The sequence below is a fragment of the Steroidobacter sp. genome (assembly GCF_036406195.1).
GTDB lineage: Bacteria > Pseudomonadota > Gammaproteobacteria > Steroidobacterales > Steroidobacteraceae > Steroidobacter.
In genome coordinates, this window is sequence record NZ_DASWVW010000028.1 from 21164 (window position 1) to 44613 (window position 23450).

At 64.2% G+C, this 23450-nt stretch carries 20 protein-coding genes; 14 read left to right on the plus strand and 6 right to left on the minus strand.

The genetic code is table 11. The annotated features are described in order from the left end of the window. The first annotated feature begins 152 nt into the window (after positions 1-152). Together VGE08_RS14340 and VGE08_RS14345 are read left to right on the plus strand one after the other, a co-directional pair. Positions 153-1109 (plus strand): ABC transporter ATP-binding protein, encoded by a 957-nt coding sequence (locus VGE08_RS14340; RefSeq protein ID WP_331068587.1) that lies wholly within the window; start codon positions 153-155, stop codon positions 1107-1109. A gap of 34 nt (positions 1110-1143) precedes the next feature. Then, positions 1144-1929, plus strand: coding sequence for an ABC transporter permease (locus VGE08_RS14345; RefSeq protein WP_331068623.1), 786 nt, complete (start codon positions 1144-1146; stop codon positions 1927-1929). Positions 1930-1935: 6 nt separating this feature from the next. On the opposite strand, the gene VGE08_RS14350 is transcribed toward VGE08_RS14345, so the two are convergent. The 4 genes from VGE08_RS14350 to VGE08_RS14365 all read right to left on the minus strand — a co-directional run bounded on the left by VGE08_RS14350 (position 1936) and on the right by VGE08_RS14365 (position 4001). Next, positions 1936-2304 (minus strand): VOC family protein, encoded by a 369-nt coding sequence (locus VGE08_RS14350; protein WP_331068588.1) that lies wholly within the window; start codon positions 2302-2304, stop codon positions 1936-1938. 231 nt (positions 2305-2535) lie between these two features. After that, positions 2536-3093, minus strand: a complete 558-nt coding sequence (locus tag VGE08_RS14355; RefSeq protein WP_331068589.1) for a hypothetical protein — start codon at positions 3091-3093, stop codon at positions 2536-2538. 51 nt (positions 3094-3144) lie between these two features. Further along, positions 3145-3654: a DUF2938 domain-containing protein gene (locus tag VGE08_RS14360; protein WP_331068590.1), complete on the minus strand. Its 510-nt coding sequence runs from the start codon at positions 3652-3654 to the stop codon at positions 3145-3147. Positions 3655-3770: 116 nt separating this feature from the next. Then, complete coding sequence (locus VGE08_RS14365; RefSeq protein ID WP_331068591.1) at positions 3771-4001, minus strand: addiction module protein; 231 nt, start codon at positions 3999-4001, stop codon at positions 3771-3773. Positions 4002-4324: 323 nt separating this feature from the next. Between VGE08_RS14365 and VGE08_RS14370 the strand changes: the two genes are divergently transcribed. Genes VGE08_RS14370 through VGE08_RS14380 form a run of 3 tightly spaced genes read left to right on the plus strand, consistent with a single transcriptional unit; the run spans position 4325 to position 8634 of the window. Beyond that, positions 4325-6028 (plus strand): AMP-binding protein, encoded by a 1704-nt coding sequence (locus VGE08_RS14370; protein ID WP_331068592.1) that lies wholly within the window; start codon positions 4325-4327, stop codon positions 6026-6028. A 16-nt stretch (positions 6029-6044) separates the two neighbouring features. Further along, positions 6045-7232, plus strand: a complete 1188-nt coding sequence (locus VGE08_RS14375; RefSeq protein WP_331068593.1) for an FIST signal transduction protein — start codon at positions 6045-6047, stop codon at positions 7230-7232. A 1-nt stretch (position 7233) separates the two neighbouring features. Continuing rightward, a complete protein-coding gene (locus tag VGE08_RS14380) occupies positions 7234-8634 on the plus strand; it encodes a hybrid sensor histidine kinase/response regulator (RefSeq protein WP_331068594.1) in 1401 nt (466 codons plus the stop codon). A 29-nt stretch (positions 8635-8663) separates the two neighbouring features. On the opposite strand, the gene VGE08_RS14385 is transcribed toward VGE08_RS14380, so the two are convergent. Further along, positions 8664-9350 (minus strand): response regulator transcription factor, encoded by a 687-nt coding sequence (locus VGE08_RS14385; protein ID WP_331068595.1) that lies wholly within the window; start codon positions 9348-9350, stop codon positions 8664-8666. Between the two features lie 182 nt (positions 9351-9532). Between VGE08_RS14385 and VGE08_RS14390 the strand changes: the two genes are divergently transcribed. From VGE08_RS14390 to qhpE, 9 genes are all read left to right on the plus strand, one after another. Continuing rightward, entirely contained in the window at positions 9533-11083 is a 1551-nt protein-coding gene (locus VGE08_RS14390; RefSeq protein WP_331068596.1) for an aldehyde dehydrogenase family protein, read from the plus strand. Positions 11084-11164: 81 nt separating this feature from the next. Then, a complete protein-coding gene (locus VGE08_RS14395; protein WP_331068597.1) occupies positions 11165-13462 on the plus strand; it encodes a TonB-dependent receptor in 2298 nt (765 codons plus the stop codon). 26 nt (positions 13463-13488) lie between these two features. Further along, the gene (gene qhpG, locus VGE08_RS14400) at positions 13489-14856 is read left to right on the plus strand and encodes a flavin-dependent monooxygenase QhpG (RefSeq protein ID WP_331068598.1); all 1368 of its coding nucleotides are present in this window, start codon (positions 13489-13491) and stop codon (positions 14854-14856) included. Positions 14857-14900: 44 nt separating this feature from the next. Beyond that, positions 14901-16487: a quinohemoprotein amine dehydrogenase subunit alpha gene (gene peaA, locus VGE08_RS14405; RefSeq protein WP_331068599.1), complete on the plus strand. Its 1587-nt coding sequence runs from the start codon at positions 14901-14903 to the stop codon at positions 16485-16487. A 111-nt stretch (positions 16488-16598) separates the two neighbouring features. Further along, complete coding sequence (gene peaB / locus VGE08_RS14410; RefSeq protein WP_331068600.1) at positions 16599-18044, plus strand: quinohemoprotein amine dehydrogenase maturation protein; 1446 nt, start codon at positions 16599-16601, stop codon at positions 18042-18044. Then, positions 18041-18361, plus strand: coding sequence for a quinohemoprotein amine dehydrogenase subunit gamma (qhpC, locus tag VGE08_RS14415; protein WP_331068601.1), 321 nt, complete (start codon positions 18041-18043; stop codon positions 18359-18361). The genes peaB and qhpC overlap by 4 nt, the downstream gene beginning before the upstream one ends. 31 nt (positions 18362-18392) lie before the next feature. Further along, positions 18393-19508 (plus strand): quinohemoprotein amine dehydrogenase subunit beta, encoded by a 1116-nt coding sequence (gene peaD, locus VGE08_RS14420; protein ID WP_331068602.1) that lies wholly within the window; start codon positions 18393-18395, stop codon positions 19506-19508. Beyond that, on the plus strand, positions 19492-21210 hold the full coding sequence (locus VGE08_RS14425) for an ABC transporter ATP-binding protein (protein ID WP_331068603.1): 1719 nt from the start codon (positions 19492-19494) through the stop codon (positions 21208-21210). The genes peaD and VGE08_RS14425 overlap by 17 nt, the downstream gene beginning before the upstream one ends. Next, positions 21203-21874, plus strand: a complete 672-nt coding sequence (gene qhpE / locus VGE08_RS14430) for a subtilisin-like serine protease QhpE (protein ID WP_331068604.1) — start codon at positions 21203-21205, stop codon at positions 21872-21874. Before VGE08_RS14425 ends, qhpE begins: the two co-directional genes overlap by 8 nt. A gap of 79 nt (positions 21875-21953) precedes the next feature. Here the strand turns inward: qhpE and VGE08_RS14435 are convergent, their stop codons facing one another. Beyond that, on the minus strand, positions 21954-23438 hold the full coding sequence (locus VGE08_RS14435) for a glutamate synthase subunit beta (RefSeq protein WP_331068605.1): 1485 nt from the start codon (positions 23436-23438) through the stop codon (positions 21954-21956). Positions 23439-23450: the final 12 nt, after the last annotated feature.

The following is a 23450-nucleotide window of genomic DNA, read 5'->3' on the forward strand; positions in this document are numbered from 1 at the left end:
GGCCCGCGCCCGCGGCAGCAGGTCTTTTCAGGCACGACATTGATGACTCAGGCCGCCTTGCTGGCGCCCGCCCGGACCGATACGCTTCGCGCCACTTTTTTCCACTCCGATCAATGCCATCGCCGCCGCCCGAAGCGGCGCCCGCGGACGCCATGAAAGCACTGACTTTCCAGAAGCTGACCAAGACCTACAAGAACGGCGTTCAGGCTCTCAAGGGCATCGATCTGGCGGTGGAGGAGGGCGATTTCTTCGCGCTGCTGGGCCCCAACGGCGCCGGCAAGACCACGGCCATCGGCATTGTCACCTCATTGGTCAACAAGACCAGCGGCAAAGTTCACGTGTTCGGCCATGACATCGACACCGAGCTGGCTGCGGCCAAGTCGTGCATCGGCCTGGTCCCCCAGGAAGTCAATTTCAACCAGTTCGAGACGGTCACCACCATCTTGCTGAACCAGGCGGGCTTCTATGGCATTCCGCGCCACCAGGCCTCCAAGCGCCTGGAGAAATATCTGACCGCACTGCAGTTGTGGGACAAGCGAAACGCTGTGTCGCGTACCCTGTCCGGCGGCATGAAGCGCCGCTTGATGATTGCACGCGCGCTGATGCATGAACCACGGCTGCTGATTCTCGACGAGCCCACCGCGGGCGTGGACATCGAAGTACGCCGGTCGATGTGGACGTTCATGCGGGACATCAATGCCGCCGGCACCACCATCATTCTCACCACGCACTATCTGGAAGAGGCGGAGAACCTGTGCCGCCACGTGGCCATCATCGACAAGGGCCGCATCATCGAGAACGACCGGATGAGCCGCGTGTTGCGCAAGCTGCAGACCGAGGTGTTCGTGTTCAACCTGCGCAATCCGCTGGCCGCCGCGCCGGTGCTGCCGGGCTACTCGGTCAGCATGCCGGACGATCATTCGTTGGAAATCGAAGTCTCCAAGGATCAAAGCTTGAACGACATTTTTTCGCAGCTGACCGCCTCCGGCATCGAAGTGCTGTCGATGCGCAACAAGACCAATCGGCTCGAAGAGCTGTTCATGCGACTGGTGGGCCAGGAAGAAACGAACCAAGAGGCCCGCAAAGAGGTTCAGCCCGCTCATGGATAAAGCCATTCAAGACCAACGCACTCTCGCGCCTTCGATGAGCGAACCCAGTCTGTTGAAGACGAACATCGTCGGCTTCAACACCATCGTCATTCGCGAATTCAGCCGCATCGTCCGCATCTGGGGCCAGACCATCGTCCCGCCGGCCATCACGGCGACTTTGTATTTCATCATCTTCGGCACGCTGATCGGGCGCCGCCTGGGCGACATGGGCGGCTACTCGTACATCCAGTACATCGCACCCGGCTTGATCATGATGTCGGTGATCACCAACTCGTACGGCAACGTGGTCTCGTCGTTCTTCGGCGCCAAGTTCGGCAAGCACATCGAGGAATTATTGGTGTCGCCGCTGCCGGATTGGCTGATCGTCGGCGGCTATGTGGTCGGCGGCCTGCTGCGCGGCCTGATCGTCGGTGGCGTCGTCACGGCCGTCACCCTGGCCTTCACTCACCTGAAGATCCACAACATCGGTGTGGTGGTTTCGGCGGTGCTGCTGAGCTCGATGGTGTTCGCGCTGGCCGGCATGATCAATGCCATCTTTGCCAAGAACTTCGATCAGATCACCTTCATTCCGACCTTCGTGCTGACGCCGCTGACCTACCTGGGCGGCGTGTTCTACAGCATCCAGATGCTGCCGGAGTGGGCCCAGCACCTGTCGCACGCCAATCCCATTCTTTATATGGTGAACGCATTCCGGTTCGGCTTCCTCGGCGTTTCGGACGTGGACGTGCGATTGGCGTACGGCATCATGATCGGCGCCGCTGCGGTTCTATATGTAAGCTGTGTGTGGCTGCTGCACCGGGGCGTCGGCACGCGAGAGTAAGGTTCGTCAGCTGGTGCTGATGACGATGGCGTTGCCTTCGCTGTCGCGCAGCTGCGCGAAACGTTGCCCGCCGTTCCAGGGCGCGGTGGTGGGCTCCTTGGTGAACACGACGCCGTTCGCGCTCAATTTGCGATAGGCGGCGTCCACGTCGTCGCAAATGAAAACCAGGTGCGGCGTGTCGGATTTCTCGTCGCCTCGCTGCGCCGTCAGCAAAATGTGAGTTTGGGCGCCGGGCACGGCCAGCTCGATCCAGCGCCAATCGTCTTTGTATGGTTCGTCCTGAGCCACTTGCAGGCCGAGCTTCTCGGTGTAGAAGCTCACCGCCCGGTCCTGATCGGCCACGGGCAGCTCGGTGAACTTGACGAACTTCAACATGCCGACGTCCCTCGCCGTTCCCCCGGGCCAGTTATAGACCGTCTCGAACCTGCAATCCAGATCGCGGTTTCGTGTAGGCGTTTGCTGATGAACTGAATGAAGACAGGATAGAGCCGGGCGTCCATCCTTTCAGGATTGGACCAATGCGCCGGAACGGCTTCATCGACATCTGTTTCGCTCGGAGAGCGACGAAGACGGCTACGAGTAGAGAACTGCCGTCCGCACGGATGGTTACCGTGACGGTCTGCGATTGTCGGTACTGCTTGGGTTTCGCTGCTGTTGCTTTCGAGGCGCAGGTCTTTCGACATCCAGGCCCCTGTGACACTCGGCCGAATCCTGCATCGCTCGCGCGATCTGTCCAGCCTTGACCAAGCCTTGCGCGCCGAGCACGCACAGGTAGGTGATGAACATCGCCGGTATGAGTGCGAATGCGACGGCTTGCCAACCTCTCTTCACTTTGACGCGGCGGTAGACCTTCCTGCCCGGCGGCGGGTACTGGCGAGTCGCGATCGTTTCGATGGACCAGCGTGCCGTCAGCGCGACGATCAGAACAGCCGCCGCGAGCGGCGCGCCCACGAAAGCAGCGTAAACCAGCACAGTGGACGCGGGCACTCCAAAGATGGCTTCGCACGGTGCATCAGCGGAGAAAACGCGAAAACGCGGCAGCACCCACCAATACACGGCGCCAGCCATCAGCGCGCACAGCACTCCGTGCAGGAGCAGTCGCTGCCGGCGCTCCTTGGGCGAATACCGAGGGGCAAACTCGGGCGGCTTCTCATCAATAGCCATTGTTCCGTTGCGGCTTCGCCGGGCGAAGCATTTCGATCAGTTGCAAGCTTGCTAAAGTAAGACGCTATTGAAGTGCCAGAGCAAGACCCGTTCTCCCCACCCCGCAGTCCACAATCCCAAGCCGAAGACCGAGTGAGTGATGAAGCTCTGAAGTCTTGCGGAGCCCGGGTTCGGTGTGCGCGAGGCGGCTATGCCAGCACCCATCCCTGGTTGCATGATAAAGAACGGTGCGGCCACCGTCGCGATGCCGAACGCCAGTGCGGGCGCGAGTGTCGGATGACGCAGCCATTCGAATCCAACCATGGAAAGAAACCCGGCCGCGAACGCGATGCCGGTAGTGTAGTGGATGGTCCAGCCGAGCAGTCGCTCTGCCGGAATCGGCGCAGCTGCAGCGATCCGGTCATGGCGGAACCTGCCGCGCGCCATGTGACCGAGCCAGCGTCCGACCATGCCATAGTCAGCTGGCGGGACGCCAAGCAGCCGTTTACGGATTGCGCCCCAAACGTCCATGAGCACGGTGGCACCCACCCCGGTGAGAAGCAACGCAAGCAAGTCGCTCATGAAGTGCTCTTTGGTATGCCCGATCGTTGCGATGCAGGCAGAGTGCCACTTCAAGTCGACTTGAGGTCAAGAGCCAACGGACATTGCGAGTCAGTGTGACGTGCGTCGGTGGGCGTTTACACCGAGCGCCGACGAATATCCGCAAACTCATCCCCTTCCAGACACCCCGAGTAGTCGCCACGCTCGATCGCTGCAAGGCGTTGCCGCATCATTTCCGACCATCTCTTTCTTCTGGCCTCGGGCGAGGGTCGACGCAGAGATTTCAACACGGCTTCGGCGAGCTTCACCCGATCCGCCATACTCAGGGCGAGAACCTGCGCTTCGATCTGCTTCAGGGAAGTCGGCATGGTGCACCTCAAAGGTTCGCCCAGAGTGTGCGAGGGTGGGCGGGGATCAGCAAGGATCCCCGCCGCTAGTCATCGAAATTCAGGGAAGCTCTGTAGTTCCCATCAACGCGCTGGGTCTACGACGATACGTTGATGCCACGATCCGTCGCGTCGCCGTCAGGCGCGGAATTCCTCTGCAGATGGCCGCGGTCAGCGGCTTCGGCGGCGCCGGCGAGGCAAAGATGCCGGCGGAAGTCAATGAGACTGAAGCTTGCAGTCGCTGTTGTACCGGCGGGTGGCATCATGGGCTCGTGATTCCGGCCCGGCCAACGGAGGCACGGCAAATGATTTCTACCCAACGCTTCCTCGATGTGCGCGACGGACTTCTGCGGGCGCGTGATGACCTCGCGACCGCGAGCCAGGAGTTTCACTGGCCGCAGTTCGAGCATTTCAACTGGGCCTGGGACTACTTCGACAGCATCGCGGCGGGTAATGAGCAGATCGCCCTGCGCGTCTGTGACGATTCAGGTCACGAGCAGTCACTGACCTTCGAGCAGCTCGCGCAACGCTCGCGGCAGGTTGCGGCGTTCCTGTCCGAACTGGGCGTGGGGCAGGGCGACCGCGTGCTGATCATGCTCGGCAACGTCGTGCCGCTGTGGGAGGTCATGCTGGCCGCGATCCGGCTCGGTGCCGTCATGATTCCGGCATCGACCCTGATCCAGCACGACGACCTGCGCGACCGCATCGACCGGGGCGCGGTCAAGGCGGTGATCACTCACGACACGCTCACCGGGCGCTTTGCCGGCATCCCGGGTGCGCCGGTGAGAATCAGTGTCGGCGCCGCAGTTCAGGGTTGGGCCGGATACGAGCAGTCGGCGGCGGCGTCCGAGCGCTCCGCGCCCCGGGTTCGCACTCGCGCAGACGATCTGTTGCTGCTCTATTTCACTTCCGGCACCACCGCCAAGCCGAAACTGGTCGCGCACACGCACGCCAGTTATCCCATCGGGCACTTGTCGACGATGTACTGGCTGGGGCTGCAGCCGGGCGACGTTCATCTCAATCTGAGCTCGCCGGGGTGGGCCAAGCACGCGTGGTCCTGCTTCTTCGCACCGTGGAATGCCCAGGCGACGGTGCTCGCGTACCAGTACGAGCGCTTCAGTGCCGAGGCGCTGCTGGACCGGCTGGTACAATATGAAGTCACCACGTTCTGTGCCCCCCCCACCGTCTGGCGCATGCTGATCCAACAGGATCTCGCCAAATGGCACGTGCGCCTGCGCGAAGCGATCAGTGCCGGCGAGCCGCTCAATCCGGAAGTGATTTCCTGTGTGCGCGAGGCCTGGGGTCTGACCATCCGCGACGGCTTCGGCCAGACGGAAACCACCGCGCAGGTAGGCAACTCGCCCGGCCAGCCGCTGAAGCCGGGCTCGATGGGCAGGGCCTTGCCCGGCTATCGCGTCGTGCTGCTCGATAACGAGGGCCAGCCTGCCGACGAAGGCGAGCTGTGCCTGGATCTGCGCGCGCGCCCGCTCGGCCTCATGCAGGGATATCTCGACGATCCGGAGCGCACGGCGGCCGTGATGAAGGACGGCTATTACCACACTGGCGATGTAGCATCGCGCGACGCCGACGGTTACTTCACGTACATCGGACGCGCCGACGACGTCTTCAAATCGTCCGACTACCGCATCAGCCCCTTTGAGCTCGAAAGCGTGCTGGTCGAGCATGAATCCGTCGCGGAAGCCGCAGTGGTCCCGAGCCCGGACCCGGTGCGACTCGCCGTGCCGAAGGCGTTTGTGGTACTCGTCGAAGGCTGCGAGCCGAGTGCTGAGACTGCTCGCTCGATCTTCGAGCATGTGCGGGCGCGAGTATCGGCCTATAAACGCATTCGCCGGATCGAATTCGCATCTCTGCCGAAAACGATCTCTGGCAAGATCCGTCGTGTGGAACTGCGTCAGGGTGAGGCGGCCCACTGCGCGAGCGGGAAGCGCAACCCGTGCGAATTCTGGGAAGAGGACCTGTACGGAGCCAGTACTTCATCCGGGCGATGACCAGCCTGTCGTAGCGATGGCCAGGGCACCACATCAAGCCGCGCCGGCTCGCGCCGGTCGCGCGTCGATCCTGCGACTGTCGACGGCCGCCGCTGATGATCGCGCCGCCGTGCAGGAGATCCTGCGTCAGTGTCCGGGCGGTGTCCCGGGCTTCGCGATGATCTTCTGTTCGACCTCCCATGATCTGGCATCGATCGGTGCGGCGCTGAAAGCTGCCGGATGCACGCGCGTCGTTGGCGCCGCAACCGGGCGTGCCATCGGTGCCCAGGGCTTTCTTCCCCAGGGACTCACGGGATTTCATCTTCCGGCACGCCGGTTCCAGGTGGCGGACACTGTCATCGAGGATGCAGCGAAGTTCGGCCTGCCCGACGCGCGGGATTTCGTCAGGGCGCTGCGTGGACGGTTGGAACGCAACGGCGGTGCGCAGCTGCCGCATCTTTTCGGCTTGCTGCTGGTCGATGCAGAGGCACGCTGCGAGGAAAAGCTGATCGCCGCGATCGGCACGCAGCTCGGCGGAGTACCGATCGTGGGCGGGTCAGCGGGCGACCTGTACTTCAACCCTTTCGGCCACCCGCCCGGATCGACGCGCATTCTCCACCACGGCCGCGCGCTGCGCGGAGCGGCGGTGCTGTGCCTGGTGGCATCCGAGTCGCCAGTGATAGCAGTCAGCCACAACCATTTTTCCGCTGGTACGCGCCGTGTGGTGATCACGGATGCGGATCCGGAGAAGCGTCTCGTACGCGAGATCAACGGCCGCAAGGCATTGACCGAGTATGCGGCGGCCTGCGGCCTGCGCAGGCGTGCGAAATGCACGCAGGACTTCGCGCCGTATCCCCTCATGATCCGGGTCGGCGGACAATTCTTTCCGCGCGGCGTGCAGCGCTGCTACGACGATGGCACGCTCGAATTCGCCTGCGCGATGGAACCGGGGATCGTCGCGACGGTCGCTCGTCCGGGCGACTACGTCGCGCGCCTGCGTGATATGTTCGAAGGCATGAGGGCGGCGATCGGGCCTCCCGAGCTGGTCATCGCATTCGAGTGCTCGGCGCGCACGGCCTACATGGAGCAGCATGGGCTGACTTCCGACGTCGAAGGGCTGTATCGCGACAACGGGGTGGTTGGGTTCTCCACGCTCGGCGAGCAGTTCAACACAGTGCACGTCAACAACTCGCTGACCTGCCTGGGCATCGGAGCGGCGCGCTGACGTGGCGGGCCGGTCGCGCAAGGCTCCCGCAAAGCGCAGCCGCTCGGCTGCGCAGACCATCGCGCGCCTCAAGCGCCAGAATGCCGAGATGCGCAAGACGGTGCGAGCGTTGATGGCGCGCGTCGAACGATCGATCGACGATCAGGGTGCGTTCTCGTGGTTCCAGGCAGCGGCCAAGCTCGAAGAAACGGTGCGCGTGCGCACTGCGGAGTACGAATCGCTCAACCTGAGGCTGACGCGTGAACTGGACTCCCGCCGCGAGATCGAGCTGGCGCTGAAGCAGGCCAAACTGCAGGCGGAACTCGCCGACCAGAGCAAGACGCGGTTCCTGGCGGCCGCGAGCCACGATCTGCGCCAGCCGCTCAACTCGGCGTTGCTGTTTCTGGAGTCGATCAACGAGCAGGCGCTGCAGGAGAACGATAGTGCACTGCTGCAGCGTGCGCGGGTGGCGCTCGCCTCGCTCAACAATCTGCTCGGTACGCTACTGGATGTGGCGCGCCTGGATTCCGGCGCCATCGAGCCTCAGCCGATGAGCTTTCCGGTCATGGCACTGCTCAACGGCATCGGGCCGGAGTTCGAGGGCGTGGCGCGCTCGGCCGGCATCTCACTCAAGTTCATGCCGTGCAGCGCACACGTGCATACGGACATGCACCTGCTTGAAACGATGCTGCGCAACCTCATCAGCAATGCGATCCGCTACACACCGAGCGGACGGGTGCTGGTCGGTTGCCGGCGCCGGCGCGACGGACTGCTGATCTGTGTCTACGATACCGGCATCGGCATCGGCCGCGAGCATCTCGAAGCGATCTTCGAGGCCTACTATCAGGTGCCTACTCGGGACCGGCCGCACACCGCGGGGATCGGCCTGGGATTGTCCATCGTCAGCCGCCTGGCACAGCTGCTTTCGATCGAGACCCTCGTGCGTTCCGAACCGGGCAGAGGTTCGATGTTCGCACTGCTGGTGCCGTATGCTCCCTCCACCGCAGTCGTGGAAAGTCCCGCTCCACGTACGCGCACGATGAAGCGTGGCCATGGCCCCCGGCAGCTCAATGTCGTGGTGATCGACGACAACGCCGATGTGTTGTCGGGCATGAAATCGCTGCTGGAGAAATGGGGACACCGGGCCATCACGGCCGCGACGGCGACCGATGCAGTCGTGCAGCTCATCGGCGCCGATGCGGAGCCGGACCTCGTGGTGTCCGACTATCACTTGGCGAACGGCGTGAAGGGCCACGAGGCGATCGCCGAGGTGAGGCGCGAATTCGATGGTGTGGCGCCTGCCGTCATCCTCACCAGCGACCCCGACCCCGCGCTAAGTAAGCGCCTCGCGCGCCGCGGGCTACCGGTGCTCGCCAAACCGCTAAATCTCGCGGAGTTCCGCGCGATGCTGGAGCGGTTGTAGAGACGTACCAATACGCGTCTGCTCCCCCGCTAACCGCTTCCATTCTGCTCAGCGTGCAGCAGCTTGCGCGCATCCATCGCTGCCTGCACGCGGTTCTCGACGCCGAGTTTCTTCAGGATGGCCGAGACGTGTGCCTTGACGGTGATCTCGGCAATGCCGAGCTCGCGCGCGATGCGCTTGTTCGACATGCCCTGAGAGAGCAGGTCGAGTACGCGCAGCTGGCGAGAGGTGAGATCGTACTGCGTTGCGACCTGATCGCGATGCTGCTTCCTGGCATCTGCGCTGCGCAACGCGACAACGGCGGAGGCCGGCAGATAGGTGCCGCCCGCGATGGTGGTGCGGATTGCATCCAACAGTATGCCTCGCGAAGAGGACTTCGGAACGTAAGCGGTCGCGCCGGCGAGCACTGCCTCGCTGATCGTGGCCGGATCTTCGAGCGCTGAAACCACCAGGATCGGCGTGTGCAGCACTCGCTCGCGCACCTGCTTCAGGCACGACAAGCCGGTGGCGCCCGGCAGATTCAGGTCGAGCACGATGAGATCGAAAGCGGCATCCGAGGTCGCCTGTGCCAGCACTTCGGATTCGCAGCAGGCATCGTGCATTTCCGCGGCCGGGCAGACTTGCGGCACGACGGCACGCAATGCTTCACGATAAAGCGGGTGATCATCCGCGATCAGCACGCGCTGGACGTCGGTTCGATCGGACGGGTCGGGCATGTGCTAAGACGCTCCATGCAGGAAATCCGGCTGTCAAGCGCTACCTAAGTATAGAGGTGACGTGCTGCGATGGTTCAATACTGCTACCGGTACGACCTTGAGGATACTCGCGTTCGTGGCCCGATTGCACGGGTCCGCCAGGCAGCTCGATTCCAACGAACGTCGGCGAGACGGGGGGTCTCATGTCAGCAGCACAGTCAGGGCGAGCACCGGCCGGGGCCGACGCGCTTGCCAACAACCTGTCCAATCTGCATCCGGCGAACGCCGCGTTCCTGCGCGCATCGCGCCAGATGCTCATCGATGGGCAGTGGGTGGATGCCGCGAGCGGCAAGTCCTTCGAAGTGAAGGATCCGTCGAGTGACCGTGTCATCGCGCGCTGCGCGCAGGCTGAGGCAGCCGATGTTGATCGCGCCGTCGCGGCTGCCCGCCGCGCCTTCGATGACTCGCAGTGGTCGCGCATGAAGCCGGTGGATCGCGAACGGCTGCTGCACCGACTTGCGGATCTGATCGAGCAGCACGCCGACGAGCTCGCCGAGCTCGAGGCGCTCGACAATGGCAAGTCGGTCGTCATGGCGCGCCACGTCGACATCAAGCACGCCATCGAAGTGTGGCGCTACATGGCGGGCTGGCCGAGCAAGCTCGAAGGCCAGACGTTGCCGATCTCCGGCACCCTCGTGCCAGACCATCAGTACGCGGCGTTCTCGCAGCGCGAGCCGATCGGCGTGGTGGGCGCGATCATCGCTTGGAATTTTCCCTTCCTGCTTGCCACATGGAAGCTTGCACCGGCGCTCGCCGCCGGCTGTACCGTCGTTCTCAAGCCGGCGGAGGAAACGCCGCTGACGGCGCTGCGGCTCGGCGAGCTGGCGCTGGAAGCGGGTTTCCCCCAGGGTGTGCTGAACATCGTCACGGGTTTCGGTCCGACCGCAGGCGCGGCGCTCGCGGAGCACCCGGACGTGGACAAGATCACATTTACCGGCTCTACCGAAGTGGGCCGGCTGATCGTGCGCGCAGCCGCCGGCAACATGAAGAAGGTCACGGTCGAGCTCGGCGGCAAGTCGCCGGCGATCGTGTTCGAGGACGCGGACATGAATGTCGCGATCCCCGGCGCGGCGAGCGCCATCTTCTTCAATCACGGCCAGACGTGCTGCGCGGGCTCGCGCCTGTACGTCGCCAGACGCAACTACGAGCAGGTGCTGGAAGGCGTGGCGGCGCAGGCCAAGGCGCTGAAAGTGGGGCCCGGTCTCGACCCCGCTTCGCAACTCGGACCGCTCGTCTCCCAGACGCAGCGTGAGCGGGTCACGAGATATATGAAAGAAGGCCTCGCGAGCGGCGCACGCGCAGTGCAGGGCGGCAACGCGCTGAACACGCCCGGATACTACGTCGAGCCAACGGTCTTCGCAGATGTTGCGGACGACATGTCGATCGTGCGCGAGGAGATCTTCGGGCCGGTCGTCGTCGTCAAGGCGTTCGACGACCTGGATGAAGTGGCGCGGCTTGCCAACGATTCGATCTACGGGCTCGGCGCCAGCATCTGGACGCGCGATCTGAGCCGGGTGTTCCGACTCGCGCCGAGGCTGCGTGCCGGCACGGTGTGGGTCAACTGTCACAACATTCTGGATCCGACGATGCCGTTCGGTGGCTACAAGCAATCCGGCTGGGGGCGGGAGCTGGGCCGCGAAGCGGTGTACTCCTACCTGGAAAGCAAGTCACTGTGCATCAACTACGCGGTATGAAGGCTGTGCACCGGGTACACGCGTCAATACTGATGCGGTCGGTGTAGCCGCTCTGCTTCGTTCCATTTTCGAGGGGGGATCATGCGTTCGATACTGATGGGATTATTAGGTCTATCGGTGGGCGGCGTGGCCCAGGCGCAGCAAAGCGACACCGCGGCTGCGACCAATGACAATGTGACGCTCGAGGAGGTCATCGTCACCTCGCAGAAACGCGAGGAGAGCATCCAGAGCGTGCCGGTGTCCGTGAGCGTGATGACCGGTGCCCAGCTCGATGCTCTCAAGCTCGACGATGCCTCATCGCTGGTCACGCAGGTTCCGAACCTGCAGGTCAACGGCATCGTCGGCGAAGCCTCGCCCGTGTTCTCGCTGCGCGGCGTATCGATGTTCGATTACAGCCTGAATCAGTCGAGCCCCGTCGCTGCCTACGTGGACGAAGTGTACAAAGGCAACTTCGCGATCTTCGGCGTCGAGCTGTTCGACCTGGAGCGCGTCGAGGTGCTGCGCGGTCCGCAGGGCACTCTGTACGGCAAGAACACCACCGGCGGCGCGATCAATTTCATCACCAGGAAACCGGGCTTCACCACCGAAGGGTACGCCAGGCTCGGCACGGGCAACTACGGCCGAATGGATGCCGAGGGCGCGGTGCAGGGAGCGTTGGTCCCCGACCGGCTGGCGGTTCGCATCGCCGCCACTTATGCCAGCGCCGATGGTTGGTTCAATGGCGTGAACGGCACGCCGGACATGAATGCCGTCGACCAGTACGGGGTGCGCCTGGGCATGCTGTTTCAGCCCACCGATTCACTGGACCTGCTGCTGCGTTACTCCACCAGCCGGCAGAACCCGCGCAACTACGGCATCCTGGCGCGGCCAGGGCCGGACGGCGTCGGTGCCGGCGTGTACGCCGCCTTCAATGCGCTCGATCCGGTCGCCAATCCGCACCTCGACTATTTCCGTGCCGGCCTGGCGAACGATGAGATCGAGACCAGTTACCACCCCAAGCGCAAGCAGGATACGGATGCGGTTTCGCTGACCCTGAACTGGTCGCTGAGCGATACGGTCGAGCTGACCTCCATCAGCTCCTGGGACAAGGGCAAGCTGCACAACCTGGAAGATACCGACGGCAGCCCGCTGCGCGCGGCGGAGATTCCATACATCGGCGAGACCGAGCAGTTCGCCCAGGATCTGCGGCTCACGTCCACCGGTGAGAGCCGGTTCAACTACATCGTCGGGGTGTACTACAGCAACGAGCAGATCTTCAATTCCACCGAGCTGCGCCTGTTCAACGACATCGACGTGAACCTCGACGGGCAGCTCAATGCCCTCGATTGCCTGGAAGGCGGGCTCGACCTGGGCGGCGTCTCGTGCCGCTTCGCCAACCAGTTCGACCAGCAGCGCGACAGCTGGGCGATCTACACCGACACGAGTTATCAGATCAGCGAGCCGTTGACGTTCCGCCTGGGCTTGCGTTACACCGCTGACGAAGGCAGACAGAAGAACTTCTCAGCGCAGTTGCGGGGCAACGACGGCGTGCCGCTAGCCAACCTGATTCCCGGCGACCCGGACAATCTCGATGCCACGGCGCGCCGCTCGCTCAGCGACAGCAAAGTCACCGGCCGCGTCGGCTTCGACTACGTGACCGCGAGCGACAATCTGCTGTACGTCAGCTACAGCAGCGGGTATCGCTCGGGGGCGTTCAACGCACAGGCCTTCTTCGACTCCTCGGAGCTCACGGTGGTCGAGCCCGAATCGGTCGATTCGTACGAAGTCGGCATGAAGTCGCAGTGGTTCGGCAACCGGTTGCAGGCGAACCTGGCGATCTTCCACTTCACCTACGAGAATCAGCAGGTGATCGACATCGACCCGATCACTCTCGCGCAGCCGCTGCGCAATCTGGGTAAAGCGGAAGTGGATGGAGCCGAGCTCGAATTCGTGCTGCGCGCGTCGCGCGATGTCACACTGCGCGGCGGCGTCGGCCTGATGGATGCGAAGTTGAAGCGTGCCACGATGCGCGGCGAAGACGTGAGCGGCAACAAGCTGCCCAACGCTCCGTCGGTGACCGCCACGCTGTCCGCTGACTGGCTGGCGGTGAGCTGGGGTGCAGCTGATCTCACCCTGCATGCAGATGCAGGCTACTCGGGTTCGCAGTACTTCGAGGCATTCAATGTCGACCGAATTCGTCAGGATGCCTATACGCTGCTCAACGCCAGGATCGCCGTCGGTGCGCCGGACCGGCAGTGGGAGATCGCCGGCTGGGCACGCAACCTGACCGATGAGTTCTACATTACTTCGGCGGCGGACCTGCTGAGCGGATTCGGTTTCGACTACACCCATCGCGGTGCGCCCCGGACTTACGGGATCGAGGCGACCTACCGCTTCTGACGGGGGAGGCGACGCGGCGAAAAGTCATGAGACAAGATGGGCGCGCCTCAATGGTCGATGTGGCCGTGCTTGGCGCCGGGCCGGCGGGCGTGGCCACTGCCTGCGCGCTGGCACGGCTCGGCTACTCGGTGGCGTTGCTGGGTCAACCTCGCGGTGAGGCGCTCGAGGGGTTCTCGCAAAGGACACTCGTGCAACTGCGCAATGACGGCCTGCATGCTGCCGCGGCAGCAGTCCGCGTGGCTTGCCCCCGTGGCAGTCGCTGGGGTGGGGTTCAGTCCACGAGCGGCACGGAGTTCATCGTGGAACGCGCGAGCTTCGATCGCGGGCTCCACGAGGACGCCCGGCGGCTCGGGATCGCTGTGCAGGCGACACACGTCGAGTCGGCGCAGCGACAAGGGGATGTGTGGCATGTGCGCACACGCAATGGAGATCTCCGCAGCCGCGCCGTAGTCGAAGCGCGCGGTCGGCGCGTGCGCGGCGCTTCGTGCGTCGGGCCGCAACTCCTTGCTATTTCGCAGCACTACCGCAGCCCACAGGCGCGGCCAGCAGGAGCTTCGGTCTTTTCGCTTCACGACTGCTGGTGCTGGCTCGTGCAGGACGGTGAGGAGAGCTGGCTGCAAGTGGTCGGCGCACCGCGTAACCGAGGTGCGGCAAGCGACCTGAGTGGGCAGATCGAGAGCGTCCGTTCGGCAGTTCCGGAGATTTCGCTCGCGCTGCAAGGCGCCGAACCTGTCGGAGCCCTGCGCGCGCGGGCGGCTACAGCGCGGATGGTCCTGCCTGCGGATGAGCCTGGTCGCGTGCGAGTGGGCGACGCGGCGTTCGCCATGGATCCGTTGACTGGTCATGGAATCTACGAAGCCCTTGCGAGCGCCGGCGTGGGTGTCGCTGCGATACACACCTGGCTCGGCGGCGGCGACTGGTCGATCGTGCAACGCTACGTGAACGAGCGCTGCCAGGACTTGTGGCAAAAGAAGATGGCGGCCGCCGCCGGCTTTTACGAGCAGGCCTCGGGCGCGCAGACGCACAGTTTCTGGCGGCAGCATGCAGCCGCCTACGCCACGCTCGCGGCTGATTGGTCACGGCACGATCCGGGTCCGGTGCGCGTCGAGATGCGCCCGGTCCTGAACGAACAACGCATCGAGCTGCAGCGCGTGGTCGTTATGCCCGATCGTCCGCGTGGTGTGTGGCAGATGGATTCGGTGGATCTCGCGGTGCTGGTCGACTGGCTGCGGACCGGGCCGGATGCCGGCGGGCCGCGGGTGCCGCCAAAGTTGAACAGGCCGCGTGCATCCGTCGCACGCGCGATCCGCTGGCTCGCGACGCATGGCCTGATCACGGCGGGACCGGGTCGGGCAGACCACACGACATTCTTTTCGACGAGCCTGGGAGGTTGAGGATCGTGCGTACTTCATGTCGCGGTTTCGCGCGTCGATCGCGAATGGTGAGGCTCCATGCGGCGGCTGTGATCGCGTTCCTCGGGTTGCTGATAGCCGCTAGCCCGCTCGCACAGGCGCAAACCGCGGACAGCGGGCCGGGACTGATTCGTGCCTATTGCGCGGGATGCCATCGTGAGACGACGCCCGATCACTTCGAGCGCATCAGCACCATTCGCAAGACGCCCGAAGGCTGGATGATGACGCTGTTCCGCATGAGTCACGTGCACGGCAGCCGTCCGCCCGAAGAGCACTACAGCGTCATCCTGCGCTATCTGTCCGACGTGCAGGGCCTCGCTCCCTCCGAAGCGGCGCCAGCGCGCTTCGCGCTCGAGCGGCGGCCGAATGTTCCGGATCTGCAGCTCGAAGACGATCTGCAACCGATGTGTGCCCGATGTCATACGGCTGCGCGAGTGGTTCTGCAACGCCGCGATGCCGGTGAATGGCTGAAGCTGGTGCACTTCCACGCCGGCCAGTTCCCCACGATCGAGTATCACGCTTCCGCCCGCGACCGCTTCTGGTGGCAGAAGGCGACCACGGAGCTGCCGGTCAAGCTCGGATCGCAGTATCCCTTCGACACCGATGCATGGCGGGCATGGCAGACACGTCCGCGCAGCGATCTTGCCGGCGAATGGCTGGTGACCGGACACACGCCCGGCCGCGGCGCCTACCAGGGCACGGCGAGGATTTCGCAAGGCGACGGCAGCGACTATGTGGCGCGCTACTCGCTTGTCTATGCCGATGGCAAGCAGGTCGAGGGTTCGTCCAAGGCCTTCCTTTATACGGGATACGAGTGGCGCGGCTCGGGACAGCTCGGCGACGGCGAGGTGCGCGAGGTTTACGCAGTGTCCGAGGACGGCGCGAGCATCAAGGGCCGATGGTTCCTTGCCGATCACAACGAAGTCGGCGGCGATTGGCTGGCAGTGCGCGCCGGCAGTGCGGCGCGGATTCTGGCGATCAGCCCTGCTGCCTTGCGCGTTGGCACCACGCAGACCGTAACCATCTTCGGCACCGGGTTGGACGGACGGGTCGGCTTCGGCCCGGGCACGCGCGTCAAAGTGCAGGAACGCGGCGCGAATACGCTGATCGCCCAGGTCAGCGTCGATGCCGATGCTGCGCCCGGTTATCGCACGGTAACCGCGGGGCGTGCGAGCAGCGCCGACGCACTAGCGATCTACGATCGAATCGATCGCGTCGCTGTCGAGCCCGGCTACGGCATCGCGCGCGTGGGCGGCGGCAAGATCGCACCGGTCAGCGCGCAGTTCGAGGTGGTCGGATATCTCGACATGCCGGCGACCGCGAACCGCGCGGCCGGCACGATTCGTCTCGGCGTGCTGCCGGCGAGCTGGAGCATCGAGCCGTTCGACGCACAGGCCGCCGCCGCGCAGGACGTCCGGTTCGCAGGCAGCATCGACCAGAGCGGACGCTTCATGCCGGCAGAAGCCGGCCCGAATCCGCAGCGCAAGTACTCCGGCAACAACGTCGGCAACCTCTCGGTGGTCGCGCGAGTGAAGGACGGCGAGCGCGAAGTGCAGGGCAAGTCGCACCTGATAGTGACTGTGCAGCGCTGGAATACGCCGCCCATTTATTGAGAAGTGAATGGCGACTGATGACTGGTCAATGGCATCGGGGCTACTTTCACGTTTCGGGGTCGGCCGTCGGCCGATGAGAAACTACGAAATGGCCGCAGGGGAGAGGGTCTCATGCACGTGAAGCAGACCGAGCTGGTGTTCAACCCCGCGAACGGCCACGTCGTGCGCTTCGACGGGCGGGCGATGCTGTTTCATGTGCCCACCTCCGCGCTTTTCGAGCTTGACGCACTCGGCGCAGCCGTCATCGACGTCGTGCAGGAGCAAGAGCGGATCGATGGCGATGCGCTGGCGGAGAATCTGTCGTCGCGGTTTGCACGCGCCGACGTCGTGCAGCTCATCGAGCAGCTCACGCAGCTGGAAGTCCTGCAGGATCACCATGCGCCACGGGCCGTCAATCCGCGACGGGTCGACATCCAGTCCTACCCGCTCAGCACCATCGTGCTGAACGTCAACACCGGCTGCAATCTCGGCTGCACCTACTGTTACAAGGAGGATCTGGCGGTTCCGGCCAAAGGCGAGCGCATGTCGTTCGAAATCGCCGCGCGCAGCGTCGACCTGTTGTTCGAACAGGCGGCCACGCGGGACAAGGTGAACATCATCTTCTTCGGCGGCGAGCCGCTCACCAACATGCCGCTCATCCGGCAGGTGGTCGAGTACGCCGAGACGCGCGGCGCGCAGTCTGCGAAGGCGGTCGATTTCTCGCTGACCACCAATGCGACGCTGCTGACGCCCGAGCTGGTCGACTATTTTGATGCGCATCGCTTCGGTATTTCCGTCAGCATCGATGGACCGAAGGCGATTCACGACCGCAACCGCCGCACAGTGGGCGGCCACGGCACTTACGATGTCGTGACCCGCAAGGCACGCATGTTACTGGCGCGCTATCGCTCGAGGGCCGTGGGCGCGCGGGTCACGCTCAGCAGCGGCACCACGGAAGTCGAAGCGATACACGAGCATCTGCGCGAGGGGTTCGGATTCCACGAGGTGGGCTATGCACCGGTGACGTCCGCGCCGAATGTGCCGCACGGATTGACGCAGCAAGAGCTGCTCGAAGTGCACGAGGGATTCGAGCGCCTTGGCGAACGCTATCTGGCGGCGGCGCTGCGCGGGTACAACACCGGCTTCTCCAACATGCATCAGCTGATGACGGATCTGCACGAGGGCCGGCGCAAGTCGCTGCCTTGCGGGGCCGGTGTCGGGCTGCTCGCCGTGGACAGGCAGGGTGGGTTGAATCTCTGCCACCGCTTCACGGGTTCCGACCTGGCGCCGTTCGGCAACGTGGCGAGCGGCATCGACAGCACGCGCCTTGGCGAATTCCTGGGCCGGGCTTCCGATCGCGATGGCACGCATTGCGCGACCTGCCGTATACGCAATCTCTGCGCGGGCGGCTGCTACCACGAATCCTGGGTGCGCTACGGCGATCCGCACCACCGCACCTATCACTACTGCAACCTGCTGCGTCGCTGGGTCGACTTCGGCATCCGCATCTACGCGCAGCTGTCAGCACGCAACCCCGATTTCTTCCGCGCGCACATCGAACCGAGGAGAGCCGCATGAGTGGCATGAAACCGACGAACCAGAAGGCGCAATTGCTGCTGCAGGCCGCCGCCGAGGGGCACGTCAGCGAAGTGGTGACGATGGAGAGCGTCGCCGGCTGCGCGACTACCTACGATCCGGGCTGGGAGGTCGATGCCTTCGGCGGCGTTGCATCGCTGTGCCAGCCGATGGAGGCGGACCTCTACGGCTGTTCCGATCCCTGCTGGTGGCCGGCACAGGTGCCGGACACGATGAGCACCTATCCGTCGTGGGATGCCTCGGCACCCTCCGCGCAGGATGACTGGCGCGAGCTCGACGCGGTGTTCCCCAAGAAGTAACCCTGTACCCGACAGAAATCAGGAGAGACGTGTGAAGCTGAGTCATCTCGCCGTGCTCGTGACGACCCTGGTCGGGATCGTGGGCTGCGCCGCGCCGGTGGCCGGCACGGCCGCCCGCCAGAATTCCGGCCAGGACTTTATCCTCACGGCGACCAAACCGGATCGCCTGTTCGTGATCGACGCGCGTGCGCGCACCGTGAAGTCGGAGTTCCGCATTCCCGGCGCGAACAATCTGGTGAGCACGATCGTGCCCTCGCCCGATGGCCGGATCGCGTATGTGCTCGTCAACAAGATGGAGAGCATCGTCGGCATGGATCTGGAGACCGGCCAGGCGGTGTTCCGCGCCGACTTTTCCACGCCCGGCGAGCGCGTGAGGTCGATCATGTCATTCGACGTGACGCCGGACGGCAGGGAAATCATCGTTCACCAGCTGCCCGTGCGCGTGGAGCTGAACGAGTACAAGGTTCAGGAGCCGCGTTTCGCGGTGTACCGCACCGACGCTGGCCTGCAGGCGAAGCCCGTGCGGACCTTCCCGGCGCCGCGGCGCGTGCACATGGTGCTATCGCGCAAGGACGGCCGAAGCTTTTACGCCATGGGGTTCGACCTGTACGAATACGATCGCCAGACCGGCAAGTTGATTGCGCAACAGGGCATACGCGACTGGCAGCGGCCTGATTACAGCCTCCCGGATCTGCTCGCGCTCTGGCCGGTGACCGAACCGACCGGCATCTTCTCGAGCCCCGTGTTCGGCGTGGTCACACCGCCGGGCGGGCCCGAGGACGGCGTGGCGAAGACGGCATTGATGACGCTCGATACCGCCTCGGGCAAGCTCGAGTATCACGACTTCGAGGAGACGACGGCGGTGATCTTCTCCACGGTCATGAGCCCGTCGCGGCCGGAAGCCTTCGGTGTCTACACGCAGCTGAGCAAGATCGACACGGCGAATCACACGCTGGCCAAGCGCATCGATCTGCCACACACGTTCTATTCGATCAACATCTCCTCGGACGGCTCGGAAATCTACATCGGTGGAGCCATGTGCGACGTTGCCATCCATGACGCGGCGACGCTGGACCCGAAGGCAAACATCCGGTTGCCCGGCTGCGGGGATCAGAGCCTGGCGACACTGCGTGTGGTTCGGCGCTGACAAGGCGCAGCCGCGGGCCGGCTGGCGCGGCTTCGGCTGGCTATGGCCGTATGTGCGGCCGCACCTGCGCGCGCTCGCGAGCGTGCTGACGGTCGCGTTGTTCATCTCGGTACTGTCCACTCTCCAGCCATACCTGTCCAAGTTGATCATCGACGACGCGCTGCTCGGCCGGAATTTCCCCTTGCTGGTGCAGCTGTCCGGTCTCATCGTCGGACTGGCGGTCGTGGCATTCGCGGCCGGCGCGGTGAATCGCTGGCACTACACCCGTGTATCGGGCCGGATTCTGTTCGCGCTGCGCGAAGACGTGTACGCGCATCTGCTCGCGCTGCCGCCCGGATTTTTCCGGCGGCGGCCGGTCGGCGATCTGGTCGCGCGCCTGGACGGTGATGTGGCGGAGGTGCAGCGGTTCAGCACCGACACGCTGTTGTCCGCCTTCAACAGCATCCTGCTGCTGGCGGTGACTGCCGTCATCATGGCGCTGCTCAGCTGGCGGCTGGCGCTGGTGGCGGCAACGGTTCTGCCGCTGCAACTGCTGCTGCGTCACAAGGCCCGGCCGTGGATCAGCAGCACGACACGCTCGGTGCGCGAGCAGGCGAGTGAAGTGACTCACTTTCTGGTCGAGACGCTGGGAGCGGTGAAGGCCGTGCAGGGCGCCGCGACCGAAGAATGGGAGCGGCAGCGGCTCGCGGATCTCAATCGCAGTTATCTGCGCCGCGTATTGCGGCAGCAGCTGGTGGGTTACGCGAGCGGGGGACTGTCAAACGTGCTCTCGCACTGTGCGACGGCTGCGGTGTTCATCGCCGGCGGATACGGGGTCATGCAAGGTTCGCTCACTGTGGGGACACTCGTTGCGTTCGTTGCGTACATGGCTCGCGGCACGAACTCGGCGCTGTCACTCCTCAACATATACACGGCTTACCAGCGGGCCGCCGTGAGTCTCGAGCGGGTCGAGCAACTGCGTGCGGCGCCATCGCATGCCAGGATCGGCACGGCAGTGCCGGTGGCCGATGGCGACGATCCCGCAGGACATCTGGTTCTCGATCATGTGACCGTGCGCCACGACACGGGTGGTCGCGCGGTGCTCGATGACGCCTGCTTGGATATCGCCGCGGGATCGAAGATAGTCATTTGCGGCGATTCCGGCGTCGGCAAGACCACGCTGGCGGATGCACTGCGTGGGTTCGTGGAGATCGAGTCCGGGAACATCCGCCTCGATGGACAGGATATCGCCGCCTGTCCCTTGCAGGCTTTGCGGCGCCGGATCGTGACGATCGAAGCGGAACCGGTGATGTTTCGCGGCAGCATCCTGCATAACCTACGGTACGGAAACTTCCATGCCGCGGAAGCCGATCTGCTCGATGCAGCCCGCCGTGCCGGAGTCGATGAAGTCGTGAGTGATCTGCCTGAAGGCTATGGGACGCAGATCGGCGGCGGCAACGGCATCTCGGCGGGCCAGAGACAGCGTATCGCGCTCGCGCGTGCGCTGCTGGCCGACCCGCTCGTGCTGGTCCTGGACGAGGCGACCAGCCATCTGGATCCCGCAGCGACGGCATCGTTGCACGCGCTGATCGACGACCACTTCGCGCAGCGCACACGCATCGTGATCACGCATGCGCCGCAGGCTGTGCCGCGGGCCGATGCCGTTTACGAACTGATCGCGGGCAGGTTTCATCTGCGGTCGCATGTGCCTGTGCATGTCTGAGAACAGATGGACAGTCGCGGTAATCGACAGCGGCTTGCAGGATACGAGCCGACTGTCGCCGCTCGCTTGCCGCCGCTTTGTCGACGATGGCAATGCGGTGCAGGAGCTCGATGCCGTTCCGGCCCTGACAGATCACGGCAGCGCGGTGGCGGAGATCATCGCGAGCGGTGGTGCTGACCTGCTGATCGCGCAAGTGACCGATGCGTCCGGCCGGACGACTCCAGCATGTGTGGCGGCGGCGATCCAGTGGGCGCAATCACAGGACGCGCGGCTGATTCACATGAGTCTCGGGCTGAGCAACGCTCGGGCGGTACTCGCGGCGGCAGTGCGCGAATCGATCGATGCCGGCATCATCATCGTGGCATCGACGCCCGCGCGCGGCGTGACAACGTATCCGGCAAACCATGAAGGCGTCATTCGCGCTACCGGCGATGCGCGCTGCATGGAAGACGAAGTGTCATGGCTCGGTACGCCGCAGGCCGATTTCGGTGGTTGCGTCGTTCGTTCCATCGCAGGGCGAGCGGCTCGTGGAGCGAGCATCGGGGCGGCGCACGTGAGCCGGTTCATCGTATCGCGATTGCCGCCGCTGCCGGATCACCGTGCGGTGCGCGCGGCGCTCGCGAGCCTGGCGGCCCATCGGGGATGCGAAAGAAGAACGAGTTGACGGTTGCACCTCAAAGGTTCGCCCGGAGTGTGCGAGGGCGGGCGGGATCAGCAAGGATCCCGCCGCTGGTCATGGAAATTCAGGGAAGGCCCGTAGTCCCCATCAAATAGCGATCGCATTCGCGAGCGGCGCCGCGGCCCTCGTTGATGGCCCACACGATCAGGCTCTGACCGCGACGGCAGTCGCCGGCGGCGAACACACCCTTGAGGCTGGTGGCGAACTTGCCGTGCTCGGCCTTCACGTTGCTGCGCGCATCGGTCTCGACAGCGAGGTCCTTCAACAGCATCTGTTCGGGACCGAGGAAGCCCATGGCCAATAGAACGAGCTGAGCGGGATGGACCTTCTCAGTGCCCGGCACTTCGACCGGTGCGAAGCCACCCTTGTCGTTCTTTTTCCATTCGATCTGCACAGTGACCACTTCCTTCACCGCACCCTGATCGTCGGCGTTGAAGCGCTTCACCGTCGTGAGATACGTGCGCGGATCGGCGCCGAACTTCGCCGCGGCTTCTTCCTGACCGTAGTCCATCTTGTAGACCTTGGGCCACTCCGGCCACGGATTGTCAGGGGCGCGGTCCATCGGCGGCTGCGCCATGATTTCGATTTGAGTGACCGACTTGCAGCCGTGGCGCATGGCGGTGCCGACGCAGTCGGTGCCAGTGTCGCCGCCGCCGATGACGATCACGTCCTTGCCGCGAGCATGAATGGGGCTTTGATCCGGGCCGCCGTTCAGCAACGACTGCGTGCTGGCGGTGAGATATTCCATCGCGAAATGAACGCCCTTCGACGAACGGCCCTCGACCGGAAGATCGCGAGGCTGCGTCGCGCCGGTGGCGATCACGATGGCGTCGAAGTCCTTGCGCAACAGCTGCGGCTCGACGTTGTCGCCCACATTGGCGTTGCAGATGAACCTGATGCCTTCCTGTTCCATCAACTTCAAACGCCGCTCGACCACGTCCTTCTTGTCGAGCTTCATGTTCGGAATGCCGTACATCAGCAGACCGCCCGGACGATCGGCACGCTCCAGCACCGTCACGTTGTGACCGGCCTTGTTCAACTGAGCCGCGGCCGCCAGACCCGCGGGCCCGGAACCGATGATCGCGACCTTCTTGCCGGTGCGAACCTTGGGCGGCTCGGGCAACACCCAGCCTTCCTCCCAACCGCGATCGACAATGGCGGCCTCGATGGTCTTGATGGTGACCGGCGGATTGTTGATGCCGAGCACGCATGAACCTTCACAAGGCGCCGGACACACGCGTCCGGTGAACTCGGGAAAGTTGTTGGTCATGTGCAGGCGCTCGAGCGCTTCGCGCCACAGCCCGCGATAGACCAGGTCGTTCCATTCCGGAATCACATTGTTCACCGGACAGCCCGACGCCATGCCGCTGATCAATTTGCCGGTATGGCAGAACGGCACGCCGCAATCCATGCAGCGGGCGGCCTGGTGGCGCAGCCGCTTCTCTTCCATGTGGTGATGGAATTCCTTCCAGTCCTTGATGCGCTCCTTGGGCGTGCGGTCGACCGGCAGCTCGCGTAGATATTCGATGAATCCTGTTGGCTTACCCATGGTTTTAGCGGT